Source organism: Escherichia sp. HH091_1A, assembly GCF_030295175.1.
Classification (GTDB): Bacteria; Pseudomonadota; Gammaproteobacteria; order Enterobacterales; family Enterobacteriaceae; genus Escherichia; species Escherichia coli_F.
On record NZ_AP025747.1, the window covers coordinates 1,583,472 to 1,604,807 of the forward strand.

The following is a 21,336-nucleotide window of genomic DNA, read 5'->3' on the forward strand; positions in this document are numbered from 1 at the left end:
GCAGGTGTTAATTAGCGGGTAATTGTACCCTGGTTAAGCCTCGGGTGGCAGCATCAGGTCTTGTATGGAAAAGCATATCTTTGTAAAGCGGAGGTAATTGCGGGTCTAAGCTATGGGCAAACCGCAGCAAGTGGCGAGCGAGTTAATGTTTGCGTAGTGAAATATATAGGAATTGATTTAAATCACATTAACCAGGATTCACAGTGCAACTTCTAAATTAATCCAGATCAATAAATGGTGAATTATCATATATAATGTGATCTGTGTAGGATCATTTGTTACTCCAATGTGGGTATATTCGTCACGTTTTTATAACCATAACGACGGAGCGGATATGAAAAAGTTAACAGTGGCGGCTTTGGCAGTAACAACTCTTCTCTCTGGCAGTGCCTTTGCGCATGAAGCAGGCGAATTTTTTATGCGTGCAGGTTCTGCAACCGTACGTCCAACAGAAGGTGCTGGTGGTACGTTAGGAAGTCTGGGTGGATTCAGCGTGACCAATAACACGCAACTGGGCCTGACGTTTACTTATATGGCGACCGATAACATTGGTGTGGAATTGCTGGCAGCGACGCCGTTCCGCCATAAAATCGGCACCCGGGCGACCGGCGATATTGCAACCGTTCATCATCTGCCGCCAACACTGATGGCGCAGTGGTATTTTGGTGATGCCAGCAGCAAATTCCGTCCTTACGTTGGTGCAGGTATTAACTACACCACCTTCTTTGATAATGGATTCAACGATCATGGCAAAGAGGCGGGGCTTTCCGATCTCAGTCTGAAAGACTCCTGGGGAGCTGCCGGGCAGGTGGGGGTTGATTATCTGATTAACCGTGACTGGTTGGTGAACATGTCAGTCTGGTACATGGATATTGACACCACCGCAAATTATAAGCTGGGTGGTGCACAGCAACACGATAGCGTACGCCTCGATCCGTGGGTGTTTATGTTCTCAGCTGGATATCGTTTTTAATTCCGCACAAAAATGACCCCGTGATTACGGGGTCAAGAAGGACATGGCATAAAGGGTATTATTTCTTCGCTTCTACGCCATCAGTTTCGGAGCGAATTAAAAATTTCTCCGTTGTTTGCGGAATATGCTGAATCAGCCAGTCGGCCATTTGCTTTTCCTCATTTAAAATCGCTTCGATGACCGGAATAGAGGCTGTATCACCGGCATTTTTTGCTGCTGCTAAGAGTGAGGTATAACAGGCGATTTCAAATTGCTCGAAGACATATCCGCTAATAGAGCCTTTGACTATTTCATCAGAAGGGAATATACCACCGATTGACTGCCCAAGTGCAGCCATTTTACTCATAGAATCTTTAATGACTGAGCGTGAAATGTCATTACGATCAAGAATAGTTTCCAGTTGTACAATCTGGTTTTTGGTTTCACTAACATGTTGTTCAATACGAGCGCGTAGCTCAGGATAATTATCTATGCGGCTGGCCATGGATTCAAGCATAGATTCTGCTTGCTTTTCCATAGCGTGGGCGTCACGTAACCAGTCGTGATAATGTTCAATACGATTCATGAAAATGTCCTCTTTATAAAATGACTAAAAGTTAAAGTTCATATTTCAGGCTTTATTTTCGGCTTTCTTATTTACGTTATTAAGGGCCAGATCAGTTAGTTTCATGTCGGTGGCCTTTTCTTCTTCCAGAGTTTCTTTCAGAAGCTTCGCTGCTTTACGATAACCTAATTGCTCAGCCAGTGTCACTAATGTCCCATAACTGGCGATCTCATAGTGCTCAACTTTCTGTGCAGCGGCAATCAGTGCGGCATCACGTACTTCGTTTTTCTCGGTACTTTCGATGACCTCATTAGCTTCTTCAATGAGACCTTCCATTGCCACACATTTCATGCGCTTAATTTTCAGGTTCGGTTCAGATTCCACAACTTGATCAATACGTTCAATCTGTCCATGAGTTTCCTCGAGGTGTGCATGAAAAGCCTGACTTAATTTTTCGTTTGATGTTGCTCTGGCGAGTTTTGCTAGTGCCCGTGTTAATTGTTTTTCTGCACTGTAGGTGTCTGAAAGCAGGTGAATAAATACATCTTCAATGGACTTCATATTCATATTTTTACTCCAGTGAAATCACTGCGAGCCATACGGCCCGCAGAAGAAATTATCTTTATCAACGTCAGCTGATATTAATAATTAACGGCGGATCAGGATTTTCCTGATTTATTACCACCGCTTTGTTGACCGCCTTTTTTACCCGCTTCGGATGCGCGTTGCGGATCATTTTTAAAATTACCGCCGCTATGCTGACCGCCTTTACGGCCAGCGTCGGATGCCTTCTCACGGTCTTCGGCGAAATTTCCTGAACCACCACGATGTTCGGTCATGTTATTTCTCCCGTTGCGTTGCATTGTTTCATTAATATGAGTGTTGTGTGTCGACACTCATTAAAATTAGTCGCTAATGAGAATTAGTCAAATTAAGCGTAACGAGAGGCGAAGAGGGGAAATATATTTTGATGAGCGTTCTGGATATATTAACAATTGCCTGAGGAATAAGTGAATTAGAGAAAATTATTGATTTTAGTAGTGTTTTGTTGCGGGATTAATTTGTTTGATTATATTACTTTTGGGCGGAAAAATGACGTAAGTTGACGTACGTCAGGGGTAAGCGAAACGGTAAAAAGATAAATAATAAATGAATTTAGGATTTTTCCTGCTTCATTAAAGATAGTTAAAATGCCGCCAGCGGAACTGGCGGCTGTGGGATTAACTGCGCGTCGCTGCTTTCATCGGTTGTACAAAAGCTTTCAGTACCGCCAGCATTTTCTCTGGCTCATTAACATATTGCTCGATGATTTTAACAATTGCCGAACCAGAAATCGCGCCCGCAGCTCCTGCATCAATCGCTGCTTTTACCTGATCCGGGGCGGAAATACCAAATCCTTGCAATGGAGGCGCAGCGTTGTACTCTTTCAGCTTCGCAACCAGATGATTGAGAGGTAACGCGGCGCGGTTTTCAGCTCCGGTCACGCCCGCACGCGACAATAAATAGGTGTAACCACGGCCATAAGAGGCAATCTGGCGCAGTAAATCATCATCAGCATTCGGCGGGCAGATGAAGATAGGTGCGACATTATGGCGCAACGCGGCCTGGCGGAAGGGCGCAGACTCTTCCACGGGCACATCGGCAACCAGCACCGAATCGACGCCGACTTTTTCGCACTGGGCATAAAACTCATCAATGCCTTTGTTAAACACCAGGTTGGCATACATCAAAAGGCCGATGGGAATGGTCGGGTGCTTCTGGCGAATGAGTGCCAGCATCTCAAAGCACTGCGCCGGGGTTACTCCCGCCGCAAAAGCACGCAGTGTGGCGTTTTGAATCGTCGGGCCATCCGCCAGTGGGTCGGAGAAGGGGATGCCTAACTCCAGCGCGTCGGCACCAGCTTCGATCAAAGCATCGATAATTTTCAGCGACTGCTCTACGCCCGGATCACCGAGGGTGACGAAAGGAACAAATGCGCCTTCTTTGCGTTCCTTCAACTGGGCAAACAGAGTTTCATAGCGTTCCATCAGATTTCCCCTCGTGCTTTCAAAATATCGTGAACGGTGAAGATGTCTTTATCGCCGCGACCGGAAAGGTTAACCACCAGTAGCTGCTCTTTTTCCGGGTTTTCGCGCATCATTTTCAGTGCGTGGGCCAGCGCGTGGGAGGATTCCAGCGCCGGAATAATCCCTTCGTGCAGGCACAGCGTTTTAAAGGCTTCCAGAGCTTCATCATCGGTGATTGACACATAATCAGCGCGTCCAATGCTGTTGAGATAAGCGTGTTGCGGGCCGACTGACGGGAAATCCAGTCCGGCAGAAATCGAGTAAGATTCTTCAATCTGCCCGTCTTCGGTTTGCATCATTGGCGCTTTCATACCGAAATAGATGCCCACGCGACCATGTTTTAACGGTGCGCCGTGCTCGCCAGTTTCGATACCGTGACCACCAGGCTCCACGCCGATCAGCCCGACGTCGGTTTCGTTGATGAAATCAGCAAACATGCCGATGGCATTCGAACCGCCGCCAACACAGGCAATAACGGCATCCGGCAGACGACCTTCTCTTTCCAGAATCTGCGCTTTCGTTTCTTCGCCAATCATCCGCTGAAACTCACGCACAATGGTCGGGTAAGGATGCGGGCCAGCTGCAGTGCCCAGCATATAGTGCGCGGTTTCATAACTGCCGGACCAGTCGCGTAGCGCCTCATTACAGGCATCTTTCAGCGTCGCGGAACCGCTATGCACCGGGATCACTTCCGCACCCATCAAACGCATACGAAAAACGTTAGGCGACTGGCGTTCAACGTCTTTGGCACCCATATAAATACGGCATTTCAGGCCGAGCAGGGCGCTGGCAAGCGCAGAAGCCACGCCATGCTGACCTGCACCGGTTTCGGCAATGATTTCAGTTTTACCCATCCGCTTCGCCAGCAAAGCCTGGCCCAGAACCTGGTTAGTTTTATGCGCGCCGCCGTGCAGCAAATCTTCACGCTTCAGATACAGCGTGGTGTTCGTCCCGGCTGTAATGTTCTGACATTTGGTCAGCGCGGTTGGGCGCCCGGCATAGTTTTTCAGCAGGTCGTTGAACTGGGCCTGAAATTCAGGATCTTTTTGCGCGCTGACAAAAGCTTCTTCCAGCTGGCGCAGAGCAGGCATCAGGATTTGTGGCACGTACATGCCGCCAAACTCACCAAAATACGGGTTAAGTAATGTTGTCATTGTTCCTTTCCTTAATATGCGCGCAGCGTCTGGAAAACCGAGGCCAAAAGACGTGCGTCTTTGATGCCCGGTTGCGACTCTACAGCAGAATTAAAATCAAGCCCGGCGCAGCCGGTTTGTGCCGCTTCCACGCAGTTATCTGCGCCTAAGCCACCCGCCAGCAGAACGTTGCCAAGCGATTGACCGTTTAACAGTGACCAGTCGAAACGTTGTCCGCTCCCGCCCTGACCGTTGTCGAATACATATTTATCGATGTGCTGAAAATCGCGCGCGGGAAGAGTTTCACCGACACTTAAAGCCTTCCAGATGGCGACGTTTGCTGGCAGAGCCTCACGCAGAGTGTCGATATACAGCTGATCTTCATTACCATGCAGTTGCACTGCCGCCAGCGATAACACCTTAGCTTTGTCCACCACATCGGCAATATCGTGATTGCGGAACACGCCAACGTATTGCAACGGTGCCGCAGCCATCACTTCCTGCGCCTGTTCAACGCTGACGCAACGGGGTGACGTTGTAACAAATATCAATCCACCGTAAATCGCGCCCGCGTCATGAGCTGCTTTAGCATCTTGCCCACGCGTCAGACCACACACTTTATTCTCACCCAGCAACACCCGGCGCACGGCGGCGTTCAAATCATCATGGGCCATCAACGCCGAACCAATTAAAAAGCCGTTAGCGAAGTGGCTTAACTCACGCACCTGGCCGTAAGTATTAATGCCGGATTCGCTGATCACCGTCACGTTGTGCCCCAGTTTCGGCGCAAGCTCGCGGGTACGGTTAAGATCAATCGACAAATCACGCAGATCACGGTTGTTGATACCAACGACTTTTGCTCCCAATGCAATGGCGCGCTCCAGTTCCTCTTCATTACTGACTTCGGTCAGCACGCCCATCTCCAGACTGTGGGCTACAGCAGCGAGCTGGCGATACTGATCGTCGTCCAGCACCGACAGCATTAATAAACAGGCATCGGCCTGGTAATAGCGCGCCAGATAGATCTGGTAAGGGTCGATAATAAAGTCTTTACACAAAATCGGCTGCGGGGCGATTTGGCTGACGATGGGGAGGAAATCAAAGCTCCCCTGAAAATATTTCTCATCAGTCAGCACCGAAATTGCCGAAGCGTAATGTTTATAAATGGCGGCAATGCGTGCCGGATCGAAATCATCACGTATCACGCCTTTTGACGGCGACGCTTTCTTGCACTCCAGAATAAACGCCGTGCGTGCACCCTGTAGCGCATCATAAAAATGTCGCGTGCTCGGCTGAACCTTATTCTGAAAACTGGCCAGCGGTTGCTGCTGTTTGCGGGCTTCTACCCAAATCGCCTTGTCTGCGACGATTTTCGCTAAAACGGTTTGCATCATTTACCCTCGTGCCGCCAGTGCGGTGACTCTGTCGTAAGCGGAGCCACTGCGCAGTACCTCAAGAACGGTTTGCGCATTGGCTTGCAGATCTTCATGGCCATGCAGGCGCATTAACATGGCGACATTCGCCGCGACGGCTGCTTCATGGGCGGCGTCGCCTTTACCTTGTAACAAGCGTGTTAAAATGTCACGGTTTTCTTCCGGTGTTCCGCCTGCCAGTTGCTCCTGATGGTAGGGTGTCAGGCCAAAATCTTCAGCGGTCAACTGATAGCTCTTAATTTCGCCGTCATGCAGTTCGGCAACGATTGTCGGCGCGTGTAATGAAACTTCATCCATCCCCCCGCTGTGCACCACCGCTGCGCGTTGATACCCCAGCACGCGCAAGGTTTCGGCAATTGGCAGCACCAGTTCCGGGCTGTAGACACCAATTAGCGCCAGCGGCGGATGCGCCGGGTTAATCAGTGGCCCCAGCACGTTGAACAGGGTGCGGGTTTTCAGTTGCTGGCGAACCGGCATCGCATGGCGAAATCCGGTGTGATATTTCGGCGCAAAGAGGAAACAGACGCCTAACTCATCCAGCGCCTGGCGCGATTTATCGGCGTTCATATCAAGATTAATACCGAATGCCGCCAGCAGATCCGACGAGCCGGATTTACTGGAGACGCTGCGGTTACCGTGTTTCGCCACTTTTAGCCCACAGGCCGCGGCGACAAACGCACTGGCGGTAGAAATATTGATACTGTTGCTGCCGTCACCGCCGGTGCCGACGATATCGGCAAACAGATAATCAGGGCGTGGGAACGGCGCAGCATTTTCCAGAAGGGCAGTTGCTGCCCCGGCGATTTCGTTCGGGTGCTCGCCGCGAATTTTCATGCTGACCAATGCAGCCGCCAGTTGTTCCGGTTTCAGCTCGCCACGCACCACCGCTGAAAACAGCTGGTGGCTTTCTTGTTGGCTAAGCGTCTGCGCCTGATACAGTTTTTCCAGAATTGGTTGCAGTGTGTTGGTCGGCTCCAGCTTCTGTTGCGCCCAGGCCAGCGTTTGTTCCAGCAGGCGAGCGCCCTGGGTGGTGAGAATGGATTCCGGATGGAACTGGAATCCACAAACGCGATCCGCATCATGACGCACCGCCATCACCATGCCATTAAAATGGGCGTTGATGGTTAAACCGGCCGGAATATTACTGCCAACCAGCGAGTGATAACGCGCCACCGGCAGCGGGTTTGTTAATCCGGCAAACATCGCCTGACCATCATGTTCAATACTCGACGCTTTACCGTGAAGAATTTCGCCCGCCTGACCGACATACCCCCCATAAGCTTCGACAATTGCCTGATGACCGAGGCAAATGCCAATAATTGGCAGCTTGCCACGCAAACGGGTGAGGAGTTCCGGCATACAACCCGCTTCACTCGGCACTCCGGGGCCAGGAGAAAGCATCAGCACCGGATTGCTCATGGTCGCCAGACGTTCAATTAAGGTTTGCGCCGGAATATGGTTGCGGTAAATCACCACGTTATGCCCATTGCTGCGCAACTGATCTGCCAGGTTATAAGTAAAAGAGTCGATATTATCGAGCAGAAGAATGTCAGCCATCAGAAAGTCTCCTGTGCATGATGCGCGGTGGCGATAGCGCGCAGTACAGCGCGGGCTTTATTACGGGTTTCGTCGGCTTCCGGCTGCGGAACAGAATCAAGGACCACGCCAGCACCGGCCTGCACGGTGGCGACGCCGTTTTCCACCAGCGCAGAGCGGATCACAATGCAGGTGTCGAGATCGCCATGTGCGGTGAAATAACCTACCGCACCGCCGTAGCTGCCGCGTCGACGACCTTCCGCTTCGGCAATTAACTGCATGGCGCGCACTTTCGGGGCACCGCTTAACGTGCCCATATTCATACAGGCGCGGTAAGCGTGCAGGGCGTCAAGATCGTGGCGCAGCTCACCGACCACGCGGGAGACGAGATGCATCACGTAAGAGTAACGGTCAACTTTGGTGAGATCGGCTACGTAGCGGCTGCCAGGAGTGCAAATGCGTGCCAGATCATTACGGGCGAGATCCACCAGCATCAGATGTTCAGAAAGCTCTTTATGGTCGGTACGCATCTCCAGTTCAATGCGGCTGTCCAGGTCTCTGTCCAGTGAACCATCGGCGCGACGACCGCGTGGACGTGTTCCGGCAATCGGGTAGATCTCAATCTGGCGGCTGGTGGCGTCATACTTGAGCGAACTCTCCGGCGACGCACCAAACAGGGTGAAATCATTATCCTGCATAAAAAACATGTATGGGCTGGGATTACTCTTTTTCAGCACGTAATAGGCCGCCTGCGGTGACGGGCAGGGCAGCGAGAAACGGCGAGATGGCACGACCTGGAAAATTTCTCCGGCGCGAATCGCTTTTTGCAACGAACGCACTACGCCACCGAACTCTTCATCGCTCTGATTACATTCACAATGCATATGCGGCACGGAAACTACCGGCAGCGGTGGCGCGGTTTCGGTCAGTTGCTGGCGAAGTTCGTTCAGGCGAGCAGTGAGACGTTGTTTTTCTTCTTCATTTTGACCAAACAGGCTGGCCTGAATACGGGTACTTTTTTTCTGATGATCGATAACCATCAGCGTTTCAGCGAGATAAAAACAGAAATCAGGGCAGTTATTTTCCGCTGACAATTGCGGTAAATCTTCAAACCCCGCCACAAGGTCATAAGAGAACAGGCCGCCAAAGAACATCGCTTCCCGTTCTTCCTTCGGTACATTCAACAGATTCTGTAATAAGCGGAAAGCGTCAAAAACCGAAAGGGAGCATAAGCGGGCGTCTTCATCCAACAGTGGACTGACCGGGGGGAAGCGCAGTACGCGGCATTGTGGCGATTGCTCATTATCGACCCCAGCGGGCAGGGCGTTATCCAGTAGTGTCAGCAGGGCTTCGCCATTGCCGGAGAGCGCCTTAATTGTGACAGTGTCACCTAATGCTGTAATGCGCAGCGCACTGTCCACTAGCAATAGACTTTTTAAATCATCTTTGCTGTCGATATCTGCGGATTCCAGCAGCAGCGTTGCCGGACGATCCCCACACAACTGATGAAAAAGCGCGGTCGGATTATCGCGATAAGTACCTTCGCAGGTTAACAGTTCGAGAGTCGGTTTTTGTGTTTGCATTGTTATTCTCTAATTTTGTTCAAAAAAAAGCCCGCTCATTAGGCGGGCTGGGTATCTGATTGCTTTACGCATGGTGAATACACTGCCCGTTTCAGGAAGTGCGCCACCAACCTTTCAGTACGAAAATCGCTTTCATTGTCGATACCCTTTTTACGTGAACTTGCGTACTAGTTAACTAGTTCGATGATTAATTGTCAACAGCTCATTTCAGAATATTTGCCAGAACCGTTATGATGTCGGCGCAAAAACATTATCCAAAACGGGAGTGCGCCTTGAGCGACACGAATTACGCAGTGATTTATGACCTGCACAGCCATACCACAGCTTCCGATGGCTGCCTGACGCCAGAAGCATTGGTGCACCGTGCAGTCGAGATGCGCGTCGGCACCCTGGCGATCACCGACCATGACACCACAGCGGCAATCGCGCCAGCAAGAGAAGAAATTTCACGTTCAGGACTGGCACTGAATCTTATTCCTGGCGTGGAAATATCCACCGTCTGGGAAAATCATGAAATTCATATTGTCGGGCTGAATATTGATATTACTCATCCGCTAATGTGTGAGTTCCTCGCGCAGCAGACAGAACGGCGCAATCAGCGGGCGAAGTTAATTGCCGAAAGACTTGAAAAAGCGCAAATACCTGGGGCGCTGGAAGGCGCGCAACGACTGGCGCAGGGCGGTGCGGTGACGCGCGGTCATTTTGCTCGTTTCTTGGTTGAATGTGGCAAAGCCAGTTCAATGGCGGATGTCTTTAAAAAATATCTGGCACGCGGGAAAACCGGATACGTTCCACCACAGTGGTGTACAATAGAACAAGCTATTGATGTCATTCATCATTCTGGCGGTAAGGCGGTGCTTGCTCATCCTGGGCGGTACAATCTTAGTGCTAAATGGCTGAAAAGATTGGTTGCGCATTTTGCCGAACACCACGGCGACGCGATGGAAGTCGCGCAGTGCCAGCAATCGCCCAATGAACGCACCCAACTGGCGACGCTTGCTCGCCAGCACCATTTATGGGCATCACAAGGATCTGATTTTCATCAGCCATGCCCGTGGATCGAACTGGGTCGTAAACTCTGGCTGCCCGCAGGCGTTGAAGGCGTCTGGCAGCTATGGGAACAGCCGCAGAACACCACAGAGAGGGAATTATGAGCCAGTTTTTTTATATTCATCCTGATAACCCGCAGCAACGTCTGATCAACCAGGCGGTGGAGATCGTGCGTAAAGGCGGGGTGATTGTTTATCCAACTGATTCCGGCTATGCGCTCGGCTGTAAAATTGAAGATAAAAACGCCATGGAGCGTATTTGTCGTATTCGCCAGCTGCCGGACGGTCACAACTTTACCCTGATGTGTCGCGATCTTTCTGAACTCTCGACCTATTCATTTGTCGATAACGTTGCGTTTCGTTTGATGAAAAACAATACGCCGGGTAACTACACTTTCATCCTGAAGGGGACGAAGGAAGTGCCACGCCGTCTGTTGCAGGAAAAACGCAAAACCATCGGTATGCGTGTGCCTTCTAACCCGATTGCGCAGGCGTTGCTTGAAGCATTGGGCGAACCGATGCTTTCCACTTCGCTAATGCTGCCAGGCAGTGAATTTACCGAATCCGATCCGGAAGAAATTAAAGACCGTCTGGAAAAACAGGTGGATTTGATTATTCACGGCGGCTATCTCGGGCAGAAACCGACAACGGTTATTGATCTCACCGATGATACGCCAGTCGTATTGCGTGAAGGTGTAGGTGATGTGAAGCCTTTTTTATAAGTGCTTAACTCTGTATACTACGCGGCCTTAAAATGGCGCTCTACTGCGCCATTGATTCTCCTGTTCGACGCCTGGGAAGGCGACACCAAAAGGAAGCTCTATGAGCGAAAAGCTACAGAAAGTGCTGGCGCGTGCCGGTCACGGTTCTCGCCGTGAAATCGAATCTATTATTGAAGCCGGTCGTGTGAGTGTTGATGGCAAAATTGCTAAACTCGGCGATCGTGTTGAAATTACCCCTGGATTGAAAATCCGTATCGATGGTCACCTGATTTCGGTACGTGAGTCCGCTGAACAAATTTGTCGCGTTCTGGCCTATTACAAACCGGAAGGTGAGTTGTGTACCCGTAACGATCCGGAAGGGCGTCCAACGGTATTTGACCGTCTGCCAAAGCTGCGTGGCGCACGCTGGATTGCCGTAGGTCGTCTGGACGTTAACACCTGTGGTCTGCTGTTGTTCACCACCGACGGTGAACTGGCAAACCGTTTAATGCATCCAAGCCGTGAAGTTGAACGTGAATATGCCGTGCGTGTATTTGGTCAGGTTGACGACGCGAAACTGCGTGATTTGAGTCGTGGCGTGCAGCTGGAAGATGGTCCGGCAGCCTTTAAAACCATTAAGTTCAGCGGCGGCGAAGGGATCAACCAGTGGTACAACGTTACTCTGACCGAAGGCCGTAACCGTGAAGTTCGTCGTCTTTGGGAAGCTGTTGGTGTGCAGGTGAGCCGTCTGATCCGCGTGCGTTACGGTGATATCCCACTGCCGAAAGGTCTGCCACGCGGTGGCTGGACTGAGCTGGATCTTGCCCAGACTAACTATCTGCGTGAGCTGGTGGAACTACCGCCAGAAACCAGCTCTAAAGTTGCTGTAGAAAAAGACCGTCGTCGTATGAAGGCGAATCAAATTCGTCGTGCGGTGAAACGTCACAGCCAAGTCAGCGGCGGTCGTCGTTCTGGTGGACGTAATAATAACGGTTAATTTAAGTTAAGTATTAAATAAAGGCCCTGCGGGGCCTTTTCTTCATTTGAAGCATGATAAATAGTCGCAGTATTTTAATTTAATTTCATACTTGCTTATGAATAATGCCAGGGAATAGCCACATTACTATTTAATTATCTGAGATAAACTCAACGTCAAGAGGTGGGTTATGATTAGATATAGTGGATTATTTCTATCGCTGTTAATGCTTTCAGGTTGTGCAACTGAAGCATTGAAAAATGAACAAGCTGAAACTGTTATTACTGCGGGTAACAAGGCGGTTGCGGCGAATGCAAGTTTCTTTAAACAATACTATGCTTCTCGTGAAAACTTTCTTGTTAATTTTTATGCGACTAATCCGGATTGTGCATTGCGACCTGATTATACCATTGATGTTGCGAACGATGGTCAGGGTGGAAAATTATGCAGGCCCCCTGAAGAAAAAACAGATAAAGTACAATTAGTCCCATTCGAAAAAGAGAAACTACTGGCTTCAATGGAAGTCATTAATAGCATGAGTGCTTATGTAGAGCTCTTGACTGAAGACATAAAAACTACAGAAAGTCAGCAAGTGACATTACTTAAACAGGCTCTGGATCACGCAAACAACGCGCAAACACTACTTGATGTTTCACATAGCAAAGATTTAGCTGAATCGGCAGCGGCAGTTAAAGACTTAGTAAGTTATTTCAATGAGTTATATATAATAAAGGTCAATGCTGGGAAAATAGGTAAAACGGCGGATAAAAATTGGGTAAGACTTATAAAAAACATGACTGTTTTGCGTAATGATATTTATACAAAAGGCGATAAGATTGAAAATTATACCTTTGCGAATGTACATAATAATATGCTTTATTATAATGCGGCATCTAAAAACTCTAAGAATACAGAGTTTAACACTCTGAAAAACAGGAAGGAGTTTCTAAGTTCAGTAATCAATGTGAATGAAACAAGACTACAGGCATCGGCTGCTGCAATGCCCGCGATTGAAGCTTTAAATGCCTTTATAGATAAGGGTGATTATCTAAAAGGTTTATACACTAATAAAACACGCACGGCAGCTGAACAAAAAAGATTAAATGAAATATTACGCGCACAGGTCATTAGTGGGTTAAAGGCGTCTGAGGGGCTGGCGAAATTACTTATTGCCAGCGGAATAATGTTATAGGAGGGGCTTTTTATGAACGATGTACAAAACCGTAGAATACTGGCATTACTTGATATGCTGTATAATACTCTGGGCAACAAAACCACATGCAAGGTTTGTCATAAATATTTTATCCTTATCCTCACGGTGATGAACAATCTGACGATTAACTACGGTACTGAAACTTCGCCAGAGTTAAGCGGAATCAGTTATGAAGATGCCAATGCGTTAATTACTGAACTGATATTATTTATTGAAGATGTTGACGCTGAGAATCATGAAGCATATCCGGGACATTTGAATGAGATTAAACGGATTCTGAGTTTTGCTATTGCCGCTTGAATATAATTATGATTAAAGCACCTCAAGAGGCGATCTTTTGAGGTGCTTTCCCTTAATAATCAATCCCGATTTGCGCCTTAACACCAGCATCAAACGCATGTTTGACGGGGCGTAATTCACTTACCGTATCCGCCAGTTCAAGAATATCCCGATGACAACCACGACCCGTGATAATCACCGTCTGTTGATGTGGACGTTCATTTAACGCCTGCACCACTTCATCCAGTGGTAAATAGTCATACGCCACCATATACGTCAGCTCATCGAGCAAAACCATATCCAGTGAAGGATCGGCCAGCATTCGTTTGGCATGTTGCCAGACTTCACGGCAGGCCGCGGTATCAGATTCGCGGTTTTGCGTATCCCAGGTAAAGCCCGTTGCCATCACCTGAAATTCAACGCCGTGTGGTTCCAGCAGATTTCGTTCGCCATTAGGCCAGGTGCCTTTAATAAACTGCACGACGCCCACTTTTTTTCCGTGACCAACTGCGCGTGTTGCCGTACCAAATGCTGCGGTGGTTTTGCCTTTTCCATTGCCGGTAAAGACGATGATAATACCGCGTTCATCCTGGGCCTGGGCCACACGGGCATCCACTTTATCTTTTACACGCTGCTGACGCTGTTGGTAGCGTTCATCACTCATTGGGATATTCCTGGTTTACGGCCCGGTTGGGCGTCAAAGGTCATGCCGGTTTTACGGCGGCTGTCATCGCCCATCAGCCAGAGGTAGAGCGGCATGATATCAGCGGGTGTTTTAAGTTTCTGTGGATCTTCGGTCGGGAAGGCGCTTGCGCGCATTGCGGTGCGCGTACCACCTGGGTTAATGCAGTTGACGCGCAGGCGCTGCTGATATTCATCGGCCAGTACCTGCATCATCCCTTCGGTGGCAAATTTCGACGCTGCATAAGCGCCCCAGTTTGCACGCCCCTGACGTCCAACGCTTGATGAAGTAAAGACCAGTGAACCGGCGTCCGATTTGAGTAATAAAGGAAGCAGTGCCTGGGTGAGCATAAAGGTGGCATTAACGTTGACCTGCATGACGTCCTGCCAGACCTGCGGGTTTTGCTCGCTCATTGGGCAAACATCGCCGAGCAATCCGGCATTATGCAAAACACCATCCAGACGCGGATAATTAACGGCAATGCGCTGTGCCAGTTGTTGGCAATCTTCGGACGTGCAGGTCAGCAAATCGAGAATAAACCACTGTGGCTGACGCCCAGTTTCTTCGTTTATGTGGCTGGCTACCTGACGTAATTTTTCTTCATTACGGCCCAACAGAATCACTGTCGCACCATAGCGTGCATACGTCATCGCGGCTTCACGACCAATACCATTGCTGGCTCCCGTCACCAGGATAATGCGATCATTGAGTAAATCTTGTTTTGGCTGGTAATGCATGGCTACTCCTCAACGACGTTGTCTGTCGCGCTGCCAGTGTACTTTAAGACTTTGGGGCTTTATGCCTGAAACAGAAGGGCATTTCAATCAGCCTGGGGCGATAACACCGCAAAATGGATACTTTGTCATACTTTCGCTGCAATAACATCTCTGCGAGACGGCTTAACATGCCTGTTGTAAACTGTGAGCCAAAGCGTTGTTTAACCAAGGTGGGGACTCGTGGAATTGTTGTCTGAATATGGTTTGTTTTTGGCGAAAATCGTTACCGTTGTGCTAGCGATTGCGGCGATTGCCGCCATTATTGTCAATGTTGCTCAACGTAATAAACGCCAGCGTGGCGAGTTACGGGTCAACAATCTCAGCGAACAGTATAAGGAGATGAAAGAAGAACTGGCCGCGGCGCTGATGGACACTCATCAGCAAAAACAGTGGCATAAAGCGCAGAAGAAAAAGCACAAGCAAGAAGCGAAAGCCGCAAAAGCGAAAGCCAAACTGGGCGAGGTGGCAACTGACAGTAAACCTCGCGTCTGGGTGCTGGATTTTAAAGGCAGCATGGACGCCCATGAAGTGAACTCGCTACGTGAAGAGATAACGGCGGTACTCGCAGCATTTAAACCGCAGGATCAGGTTGTGCTACGTCTGGAAAGCCCTGGTGGCATGGTGCATGGTTACGGGCTGGCGGCTTCGCAGCTGCAGCGTCTGCGTGATAAAAACATTCCTTTAACTGTTACGGTAGACAAAGTTGCTGCCAGCGGCGGTTACATGATGGCCTGTGTGGCGGACAAAATTGTTTCCGCACCGTTTGCTATTGTGGGTTCCATTGGGGTGGTGGCGCAAATGCCCAACTTTAACCGCTTCCTGAAAAGCAAAGATATTGATATCGAACTGCACACCGCCGGGCAGTATAAGCGCACGCTGACCTTGCTGGGTGAAAACACCGAAGAAGGGCGGGAGAAATTCCGCGAAGAGCTGAACGAAACGCATCAGTTATTTAAAGATTTTGTGAAGCGTATGCGTCCGTCTCTGGATATTGAACAGGTGGCAACGGGTGAACACTGGTACGGACAACAGGCGGTAGAGAAAGGCCTGGTTGATGAAATCAACACCAGTGATGAAGTTATTCTTAGCCTGATGGAAGGCCGTGAAGTGGTCAATGTACGCTATATGCAGCGTAAACGACTCATTGACCGATTCACCGGCAGCGCGGCAGAGAGCGCTGATCGATTGTTGCTACGCTGGTGGCAGCGGGGGCAAAAGCCATTGATGTAAAAGACAAACGCGAGGGTAAGACCTCGCGTTTTGCTTTAATCAACCAGGTGATATTTTTCTGAAAGCACATGGGCCAGGTGTTTGAACATATTAAACACCGCGGTGCTTTTGGCTGTTGGCAATCCTTGTTCATCTAAAAAGTAGTCGCCGGTAAAGACCAGCACGCCATTACGCTGCGAGACGCCGGTGGCTTCAATCCCTGCGAGCGTATCCTCATGCTCACGAATGATTTTATTGGCCTCTTTCAACAGCGTTTCGCGGTCGATGGGTTGTGTCTCTTTGTTCATTATTTACTCCTTAAACAAGGACATTAGTCTACGCCAGGCATGGCTTGCAGACAAATATACCACGCTGGTGGCAAGAGCGCCTTACTGGCAACTTTGGATTTTGCATGCTAATAAAGTTGCGTATCGGATTTTATCAGGTACAGTGTGACGCTTTCGTCAATCTGGCAATAGATTTGCTTGACATTCGACCAAAATTCCGTCGTGCTATAGCGCCTGTAGGCCAAGACCTGTTAACTCAGTCACCTGAATTTTCGTGAACAGAGTCACGACAAGGGGTTGATATCCGCAGAGAACGAGTCCATATCGGTAACTCGTTGCCAGTGGAAGGTTTATCAACGTGCGACGCATTCCTGGAAGAATCAAATTAGGTAAGGTGAATATGGGTAAAGCTCTTGTCATCGTTGAGTCCCCGGCAAAAGCCAAAACGATCAACAAGTATCTGGGTAGTGACTACGTGGTGAAATCCAGCGTCGGTCACATCCGCGATTTGCCGACCAGTGGCTCAGCTGCCAAAAAGAGTGCCGACTCTACCTCCACCAAGACGGCTAAAAAGCCTAAAAAGGATGAACGTGGCGCTCTCGTCAACCGTATGGGGGTTGACCCGTGGCACAATTGGGAGGCGCACTATGAAGTGCTGCCTGGTAAAGAGAAGGTCGTCTCTGAACTGAAACAACTGGCTGAAAAAGCAGACCACATCTATCTCGCAACCGACCTTGACCGCGAAGGGGAAGCCATTGCATGGCACCTGCGGGAAGTGATTGGTGGTGATGATGCGCGCTATAGCCGAGTTGTGTTTAACGAAATTACTAAAAACGCGATCCGCCAGGCATTTAACAAACCAGGTGAGCTGAATATTGATCGTGTTAATGCCCAGCAGGCGCGTCGCTTTATGGACCGCGTGGTGGGATATATGGTTTCGCCGCTGCTGTGGAAAAAGATCGCTCGTGGTCTGTCTGCAGGTCGTGTGCAGTCGGTGGCGGTCCGCCTGGTGGTCGAGCGTGAGCGTGAAATTAAAGCGTTCGTACCGGAAGAGTTCTGGGAAGTCGATGCCAGCACGACCACGCCATCTGGTGATGCGTTGGCGTTGCAGGTGACTCATCAGAACGACAAACCGTTCCGCCCGGTCAACAAAGAACAAACTCAGGCTGCGGTAAGTCTGCTGGAAAAAGCGCGCTACAGCGTGCTGGAACGTGAAGACAAACCGACAACCAGTAAACCTGGCGCTCCTTTTATTACCTCTACGCTGCAACAAGCTGCCAGCACCCGTCTTGGTTTTGGCGTGAAAAAAACCATGATGATGGCGCAGCGTTTGTATGAAGCAGGCTATATCACTTACATGCGTACCGACTCCACCAACCTGAGTCAGGACGCAGTAAATATGGTTCGCGGTTATATCAGCGATAATTTTGGTAAGAAATATCTGCCGGAAAGTCCGAATCAGTACGCCAGCAAAGAAAACTCACAGGAAGCGCACGAAGCGATTCGTCCTTCTGACGTCAATGTGATGGCGGAATCGCTGAAGGATATGGAAGCAGATGCGCAGAAACTGTACCAGTTAATCTGGCGTCAGTTCGTTGCCTGCCAGATGACCCCAGCGAAATATGACTCCACGACGCTGACCGTTGGTGCGGGCGATTTCCGCCTGAAAGCACGCGGTCGTATTTTGCGCTTTGATGGCTGGACGAAAGTGATGCCTGCGCTGCGTAAAGGCGATGAAGATCGTATCTTACCGGCAGTCGATAAAGGCGATGCTCTGACGCTCGTTGAACTGACACCAGCCCAGCACTTTACCAAGCCGCCAGCCCGTTTCAGTGAAGCATCGCTGGTTAAAGAGCTGGAAAAACGCGGTATCGGTCGTCCGTCTACCTACGCGTCGATCATTTCGACCATTCAGGATCGTGGCTATGTGCGAGTAGAAAATCGTCGTTTCTATGCGGAAAAAATGGGCGAAATCGTCACCGATCGCCTGGAAGAGAATTTCCGTGAGTTAATGAACTACGACTTCACCGCACAGATGGAAAACAGCCTCGACCAGGTGGCAAATCACGAAGCAGAGTGGAAAGCTGTACTGGATCACTTCTTCTCGGATTTCACCCAGCAGTTAGATAAAGCTGAAAAAGATCCCGAAGAGGGGGGTATGCGCCCGAACCAGATGGTTCTGACCAGCATCGACTGCCCGACCTGTGGTCGCAAAATGGGTATTCGCACAGCGAGCACCGGGGTATTCCTTGGCTGTTCCGGCTACGCTCTGCCGCCGAAAGAGCGTTGCAAAACCACCATTAACCTGGTGCCGGAAAACGAAGTGCTGAACGTGCTGGAAGGCGAAGACGCTGAAACCAATGCGTTGCGCGCAAAACGTCGTTGCCCGAAATGCGGTACGGCGATGGACAGCTATCTCATCGATCCGAAACGTAAGTTGCATGTCTGTGGTAATAACCCAACCTGCGACGGTTACGAGATCGAAGAGGGCGAATTCCGCATTAAAGGTTATGACGGCCCGATCGTTGAGTGTGAAAAATGTGGATCTGAAATGCACCTGAAAATGGGGCGTTTCGGTAAATACATGGCCTGCACTAACGAAGAGTGTAAAAACACACGTAAGATTTTACGTAACGGCGAAGTGGCACCACCGAAGGAAGATCCGGTGCCATTACCGGAGCTGCCGTGCGAAAAATCAGATGCTTATTTCGTGCTGCGTGACGGTGCTGCCGGTGTGTTCCTGGCGGCCAATACCTTCCCGAAATCGCGTGAAACACGTGCGCCACTGGTGGAAGAGCTTTATCGCTTCCGCGACCGTCTGCCGGAAAAACTGCGTTATCTGGCCGATGCGCCACCGCAGGATCCGGAAGGTAATAAGACCATGGTTCGCTTTAGCCGTAAAACCAAACAGCAATATGTCTCTTCGGAAAAAGACGGAAAGGCGACTGGCTGGTCAGCATTTTATGTTGATGGCAAATGGGTTGAAGGGAAAAAATAACCTTTAATTCTGTCAGGTTATTATAAACAAAGGGTCGCGAAAGCGGCCCTTTTTTATTGCATATTATTTTTTCTTCACACCTATACACTAAGGCTATAAATGATATAGTGGTTATAGTTAGCACCTTTTTTATTATTAAATCGTATTAGTCACCCGCCAGGTGTGACGAAAAAACGATGTTCTGATGGCGTCTAAGTGGATGGTTTAACATGAAATTACAACAACTTCGCTATATTGTTGAGGTGGTCAATCATAACCTGAATGTCTCATCAACGGCGGAAGGACTTTACACATCACAACCCGGGATCAGTAAACAAGTCAGAATGCTGGAAGACGAGCTAGGCATTCAAATTTTTTCCCGAAGCGGCAAGCACCTGACGCAGGTAACGCCAGCAGGACAAGAAATAATTCGTATCGCTCGTGAAGTCCTGTCGAAAGTCGATGCTATAAAATCGGTCGCCGGAGAGCACACCTGGCCGGATAAAGGCTCGCTGTATATCGCCACCACGCATACCCAGGCACGCTATGCGTTACCAAACGTCATCAAAGGCTTTATTGAGCGTTATCCTCGCGTTTCTTTGCATATGCACCAGGGCTCGCCGACACAAATTGCTGATGCTGTCTCTAAAGGCAATGCCGATTTCGCTATCGCCACAGAAGCGCTGCATCTGTATGAAGATTTAGTGATGTTACCGTGCTACCACTGGAATCGTGCTATTGTAGTCACTCCGGATCACCCGCTGGCAGGCAAAAAAGCCATTACCATTGAAGAACTGGCGCAATATCCGTTGGTGACATATACCTTCGGCTTTACCGGACGCTCAGAACTGGATACTGCCTTTAACCGCGCAGGGTTAACGCCGCGTATCGTCTTCACGGCAACGGATGCTGACGTCATTAAAACTTACGTCCGGTTAGGGTTGGGGGTAGGGGTTATTGCCAGCATGGCGGTGGATCCGGTCGCCGATCCCGACCTGGTGCGCGTTGATGCTCACGATATCTTCAGCCACAGTACAACCAAAATTGGTTTTCGCCGTAGTACTTTTTTGCGCAGTTATATGTATGATTTCATTCAGCGTTTTGCACCGCATTTAACGCGTGATGTCGTTGATGCGGCTGTCGCATTGCGCTCTAATGAAGAAATTGAGGTCATGTTTAAAGATATAAAACTGCCGGAAAAATAATTTCTTGCGTTATTTTCGGCACCTTTTATGTAGCGAAGGTGCCGGAATATATTCTCTTTTGTTGCTTATTTGTATACCGTGCACAATATTTTTATCCCTCATATTTATAGGGTAAATTACCTGTAAAGTAGTGTCTAATTACCCGCCTCGCAAACTCCAGTTTTCAAATATCTATTTCAGGTCAAAAGATTGAATTATTCACTGGAGACGATTCGTAAATTCGCTGGATTTTTGACTAAAGTTTCTTTAGGATTTGTCTCATCGTATGATTAATTACACCAATCGTTCAACGTCTTGCTGATAAGTGATGGCGATTATATGAGGTTAGCAATGCCTTCTGGAAATCAGGAACCCCGCCGGGACCCTGAATTAAAACGCAAAGCCTGGCTAGCGGTATTTCTTGGTTCTGCACTTTTCTGGGTGGTTGTCGCACTGCTGATTTGGAAAGTGTGGGGATAACTATGGTCGGTCAGGAGCAACTGGAGTCGTCACCATTATGTCAGCATAGTGACAATGAACCAGTAACGAAACGGGAATGTTCCGTCGTTATTCCAGACGACTGGCAACTAACAACGCAGCAGCAAGCCTTTATAGAACTGTTTGCTGAAGATGATCAGCCGAAACAATAATTATCATCATTCTTATTACCCATTTTTAATGAATTAAAGGGCTTTTAATACACCGCAGCAATAACAGGTTGAGTTATCTCAACAC

The 21,336-nt window shown here is 49.2% G+C and carries 23 protein-coding genes, 1 pseudogene and 1 other annotated feature; of the genes and pseudogenes, 11 read left to right on the top strand and 13 right to left on the bottom strand.

Going from position 1 to position 21,336, the window contains the following annotated elements; translation table 11 throughout:
* Positions 1–7 precede the first annotated feature (7 nt).
* A pseudogene (locus QUF14_RS07795) lies at positions 8–97 on the bottom strand (YkgJ family cysteine cluster protein); the annotation flags it as partial.
* Between the two features lie 237 nt (positions 98–334).
* Between QUF14_RS07795 and ompW the strand changes: the two are divergent.
* A complete protein-coding gene (gene ompW / locus QUF14_RS07800) occupies positions 335–973 on the top strand; it encodes an outer membrane protein OmpW (protein WP_000737226.1) in 639 nt (212 codons plus the stop codon).
* A gap of 58 nt (positions 974–1,031) precedes the next feature.
* Here the strand turns inward: ompW and QUF14_RS07805 are convergent, their stop codons facing one another.
* The 9 genes from QUF14_RS07805 to trpL form a co-directional block, all read right to left on the bottom strand.
* Positions 1,032–1,538: a ferritin-like domain-containing protein gene (locus QUF14_RS07805; protein WP_100733954.1), complete on the bottom strand. Its 507-nt coding sequence runs from the start codon at positions 1,536–1,538 to the stop codon at positions 1,032–1,034.
* A gap of 45 nt (positions 1,539–1,583) precedes the next feature.
* Positions 1,584–2,084 carry a YciE/YciF ferroxidase family protein gene (locus QUF14_RS07810; RefSeq protein ID WP_001056441.1) on the bottom strand — a complete coding sequence of 167 codons (501 nt, stop codon included), beginning with the start codon at positions 2,082–2,084 and terminating at the stop codon, positions 1,584–1,586.
* Positions 2,085–2,176: 92 nt separating this feature from the next.
* Positions 2,177–2,356, bottom strand: coding sequence for a con-10 family general stress protein (locus tag QUF14_RS07815; RefSeq protein ID WP_000134812.1), 180 nt, complete (start codon positions 2,354–2,356; stop codon positions 2,177–2,179).
* A 381-nt stretch (positions 2,357–2,737) separates the two neighbouring features.
* A complete protein-coding gene (gene trpA / locus QUF14_RS07820; protein ID WP_000443100.1) occupies positions 2,738–3,544 on the bottom strand; it encodes a tryptophan synthase subunit alpha in 807 nt (268 codons plus the stop codon).
* Positions 3,544–4,737: a tryptophan synthase subunit beta gene (gene trpB, locus QUF14_RS07825; protein ID WP_000209509.1), complete on the bottom strand. Its 1,194-nt coding sequence runs from the start codon at positions 4,735–4,737 to the stop codon at positions 3,544–3,546. The genes trpA and trpB overlap by 1 nt, the downstream gene beginning before the upstream one ends.
* An 11-nt stretch (positions 4,738–4,748) precedes the next feature.
* On the bottom strand, positions 4,749–6,110 hold the full coding sequence (gene trpCF / locus QUF14_RS07830; RefSeq protein ID WP_000983878.1) for a bifunctional indole-3-glycerol-phosphate synthase TrpC/phosphoribosylanthranilate isomerase TrpF: 1,362 nt from the start codon (positions 6,108–6,110) through the stop codon (positions 4,749–4,751).
* Positions 6,111–7,706, bottom strand: a complete 1,596-nt coding sequence (gene trpD / locus QUF14_RS07835; RefSeq protein ID WP_000763524.1) for a bifunctional anthranilate synthase glutamate amidotransferase component TrpG/anthranilate phosphoribosyltransferase TrpD — start codon at positions 7,704–7,706, stop codon at positions 6,111–6,113.
* Complete coding sequence (trpE, locus tag QUF14_RS07840) at positions 7,706–9,268, bottom strand: anthranilate synthase component I (protein ID WP_100733955.1); 1,563 nt, start codon at positions 9,266–9,268, stop codon at positions 7,706–7,708. The genes trpD and trpE overlap by 1 nt, the downstream gene beginning before the upstream one ends.
* Positions 9,269–9,289: 21 nt before the next feature.
* Positions 9,290–9,383, bottom strand: a sequence feature (Trp leader region).
* Entirely contained in the window at positions 9,360–9,404 is a 45-nt protein-coding gene (trpL, locus tag QUF14_RS07845; RefSeq protein WP_001700591.1) for a trp operon leader peptide, read from the bottom strand. It overlaps the preceding feature by 24 nt.
* A 136-nt stretch (positions 9,405–9,540) precedes the next feature.
* Between trpL and rnm the strand changes: the two genes are divergently transcribed.
* From rnm to QUF14_RS07870, 5 genes are all read left to right on the top strand, one after another.
* Positions 9,541–10,422, top strand: a complete 882-nt coding sequence (gene rnm / locus QUF14_RS07850) for an RNase RNM (protein ID WP_024212191.1) — start codon at positions 9,541–9,543, stop codon at positions 10,420–10,422.
* On the top strand, positions 10,419–11,039 hold the full coding sequence (locus tag QUF14_RS07855) for an L-threonylcarbamoyladenylate synthase (protein ID WP_001353240.1): 621 nt from the start codon (positions 10,419–10,421) through the stop codon (positions 11,037–11,039). The genes rnm and QUF14_RS07855 overlap by 4 nt, the downstream gene beginning before the upstream one ends.
* Before the next feature lie 100 nt (positions 11,040–11,139).
* A complete protein-coding gene (rluB, locus tag QUF14_RS07860) occupies positions 11,140–12,015 on the top strand; it encodes a 23S rRNA pseudouridine(2605) synthase RluB (protein WP_001291206.1) in 876 nt (291 codons plus the stop codon).
* A gap of 169 nt (positions 12,016–12,184) precedes the next feature.
* On the top strand, positions 12,185–13,186 hold the full coding sequence (locus QUF14_RS07865; protein WP_000622029.1) for a hypothetical protein: 1,002 nt from the start codon (positions 12,185–12,187) through the stop codon (positions 13,184–13,186).
* 12 nt (positions 13,187–13,198) lie between these two features.
* Positions 13,199–13,507, top strand: coding sequence for a hypothetical protein (locus QUF14_RS07870; RefSeq protein ID WP_001000709.1), 309 nt, complete (start codon positions 13,199–13,201; stop codon positions 13,505–13,507).
* Positions 13,508–13,559: 52 nt separating this feature from the next.
* Here the strand turns inward: QUF14_RS07870 and cobO are convergent, their stop codons facing one another.
* The gene (cobO, locus tag QUF14_RS07875) at positions 13,560–14,150 is read right to left on the bottom strand and encodes a cob(I)yrinic acid a,c-diamide adenosyltransferase (protein ID WP_001278876.1); all 591 of its coding nucleotides are present in this window, start codon (positions 14,148–14,150) and stop codon (positions 13,560–13,562) included.
* Positions 14,147–14,905 carry a YciK family oxidoreductase gene (locus QUF14_RS07880; protein WP_000559303.1) on the bottom strand — a complete coding sequence of 253 codons (759 nt, stop codon included), beginning with the start codon at positions 14,903–14,905 and terminating at the stop codon, positions 14,147–14,149. Before QUF14_RS07880 ends, cobO begins: the two co-directional genes overlap by 4 nt.
* 219 nt (positions 14,906–15,124) lie before the next feature.
* Between QUF14_RS07880 and sohB the strand changes: the two genes are divergently transcribed.
* Complete coding sequence (gene sohB, locus QUF14_RS07885; protein ID WP_000422059.1) at positions 15,125–16,174, top strand: protease SohB; 1,050 nt, start codon at positions 15,125–15,127, stop codon at positions 16,172–16,174.
* 35 nt (positions 16,175–16,209) lie between these two features.
* On the opposite strand, the gene QUF14_RS07890 is transcribed toward sohB, so the two are convergent.
* Positions 16,210–16,461: a YciN family protein gene (locus QUF14_RS07890; protein WP_001031527.1), complete on the bottom strand. Its 252-nt coding sequence runs from the start codon at positions 16,459–16,461 to the stop codon at positions 16,210–16,212.
* Between the two features lie 379 nt (positions 16,462–16,840).
* On the opposite strand from QUF14_RS07890, the gene topA reads away from it, so the two are divergent.
* The 4 genes from topA to QUF14_RS07910 all read left to right on the top strand — a co-directional run bounded on the left by topA (position 16,841) and on the right by QUF14_RS07910 (position 21,251).
* On the top strand, positions 16,841–19,438 hold the full coding sequence (gene topA / locus QUF14_RS07895) for a type I DNA topoisomerase (protein WP_024212192.1): 2,598 nt from the start codon (positions 16,841–16,843) through the stop codon (positions 19,436–19,438).
* A 209-nt stretch (positions 19,439–19,647) separates the two neighbouring features.
* On the top strand, positions 19,648–20,622 hold the full coding sequence (cysB, locus tag QUF14_RS07900; RefSeq protein ID WP_000776253.1) for an HTH-type transcriptional regulator CysB: 975 nt from the start codon (positions 19,648–19,650) through the stop codon (positions 20,620–20,622).
* Positions 20,623–20,940: 318 nt separating this feature from the next.
* Positions 20,941–21,081 carry a YmiA family putative membrane protein gene (locus tag QUF14_RS07905; protein WP_001300896.1) on the top strand — a complete coding sequence of 47 codons (141 nt, stop codon included), beginning with the start codon at positions 20,941–20,943 and terminating at the stop codon, positions 21,079–21,081.
* 2 nt (positions 21,082–21,083) lie between these two features.
* Complete coding sequence (locus QUF14_RS07910; protein WP_001353237.1) at positions 21,084–21,251, top strand: YciX family protein; 168 nt, start codon at positions 21,084–21,086, stop codon at positions 21,249–21,251.
* Positions 21,252–21,336 lie beyond the last annotated feature (85 nt).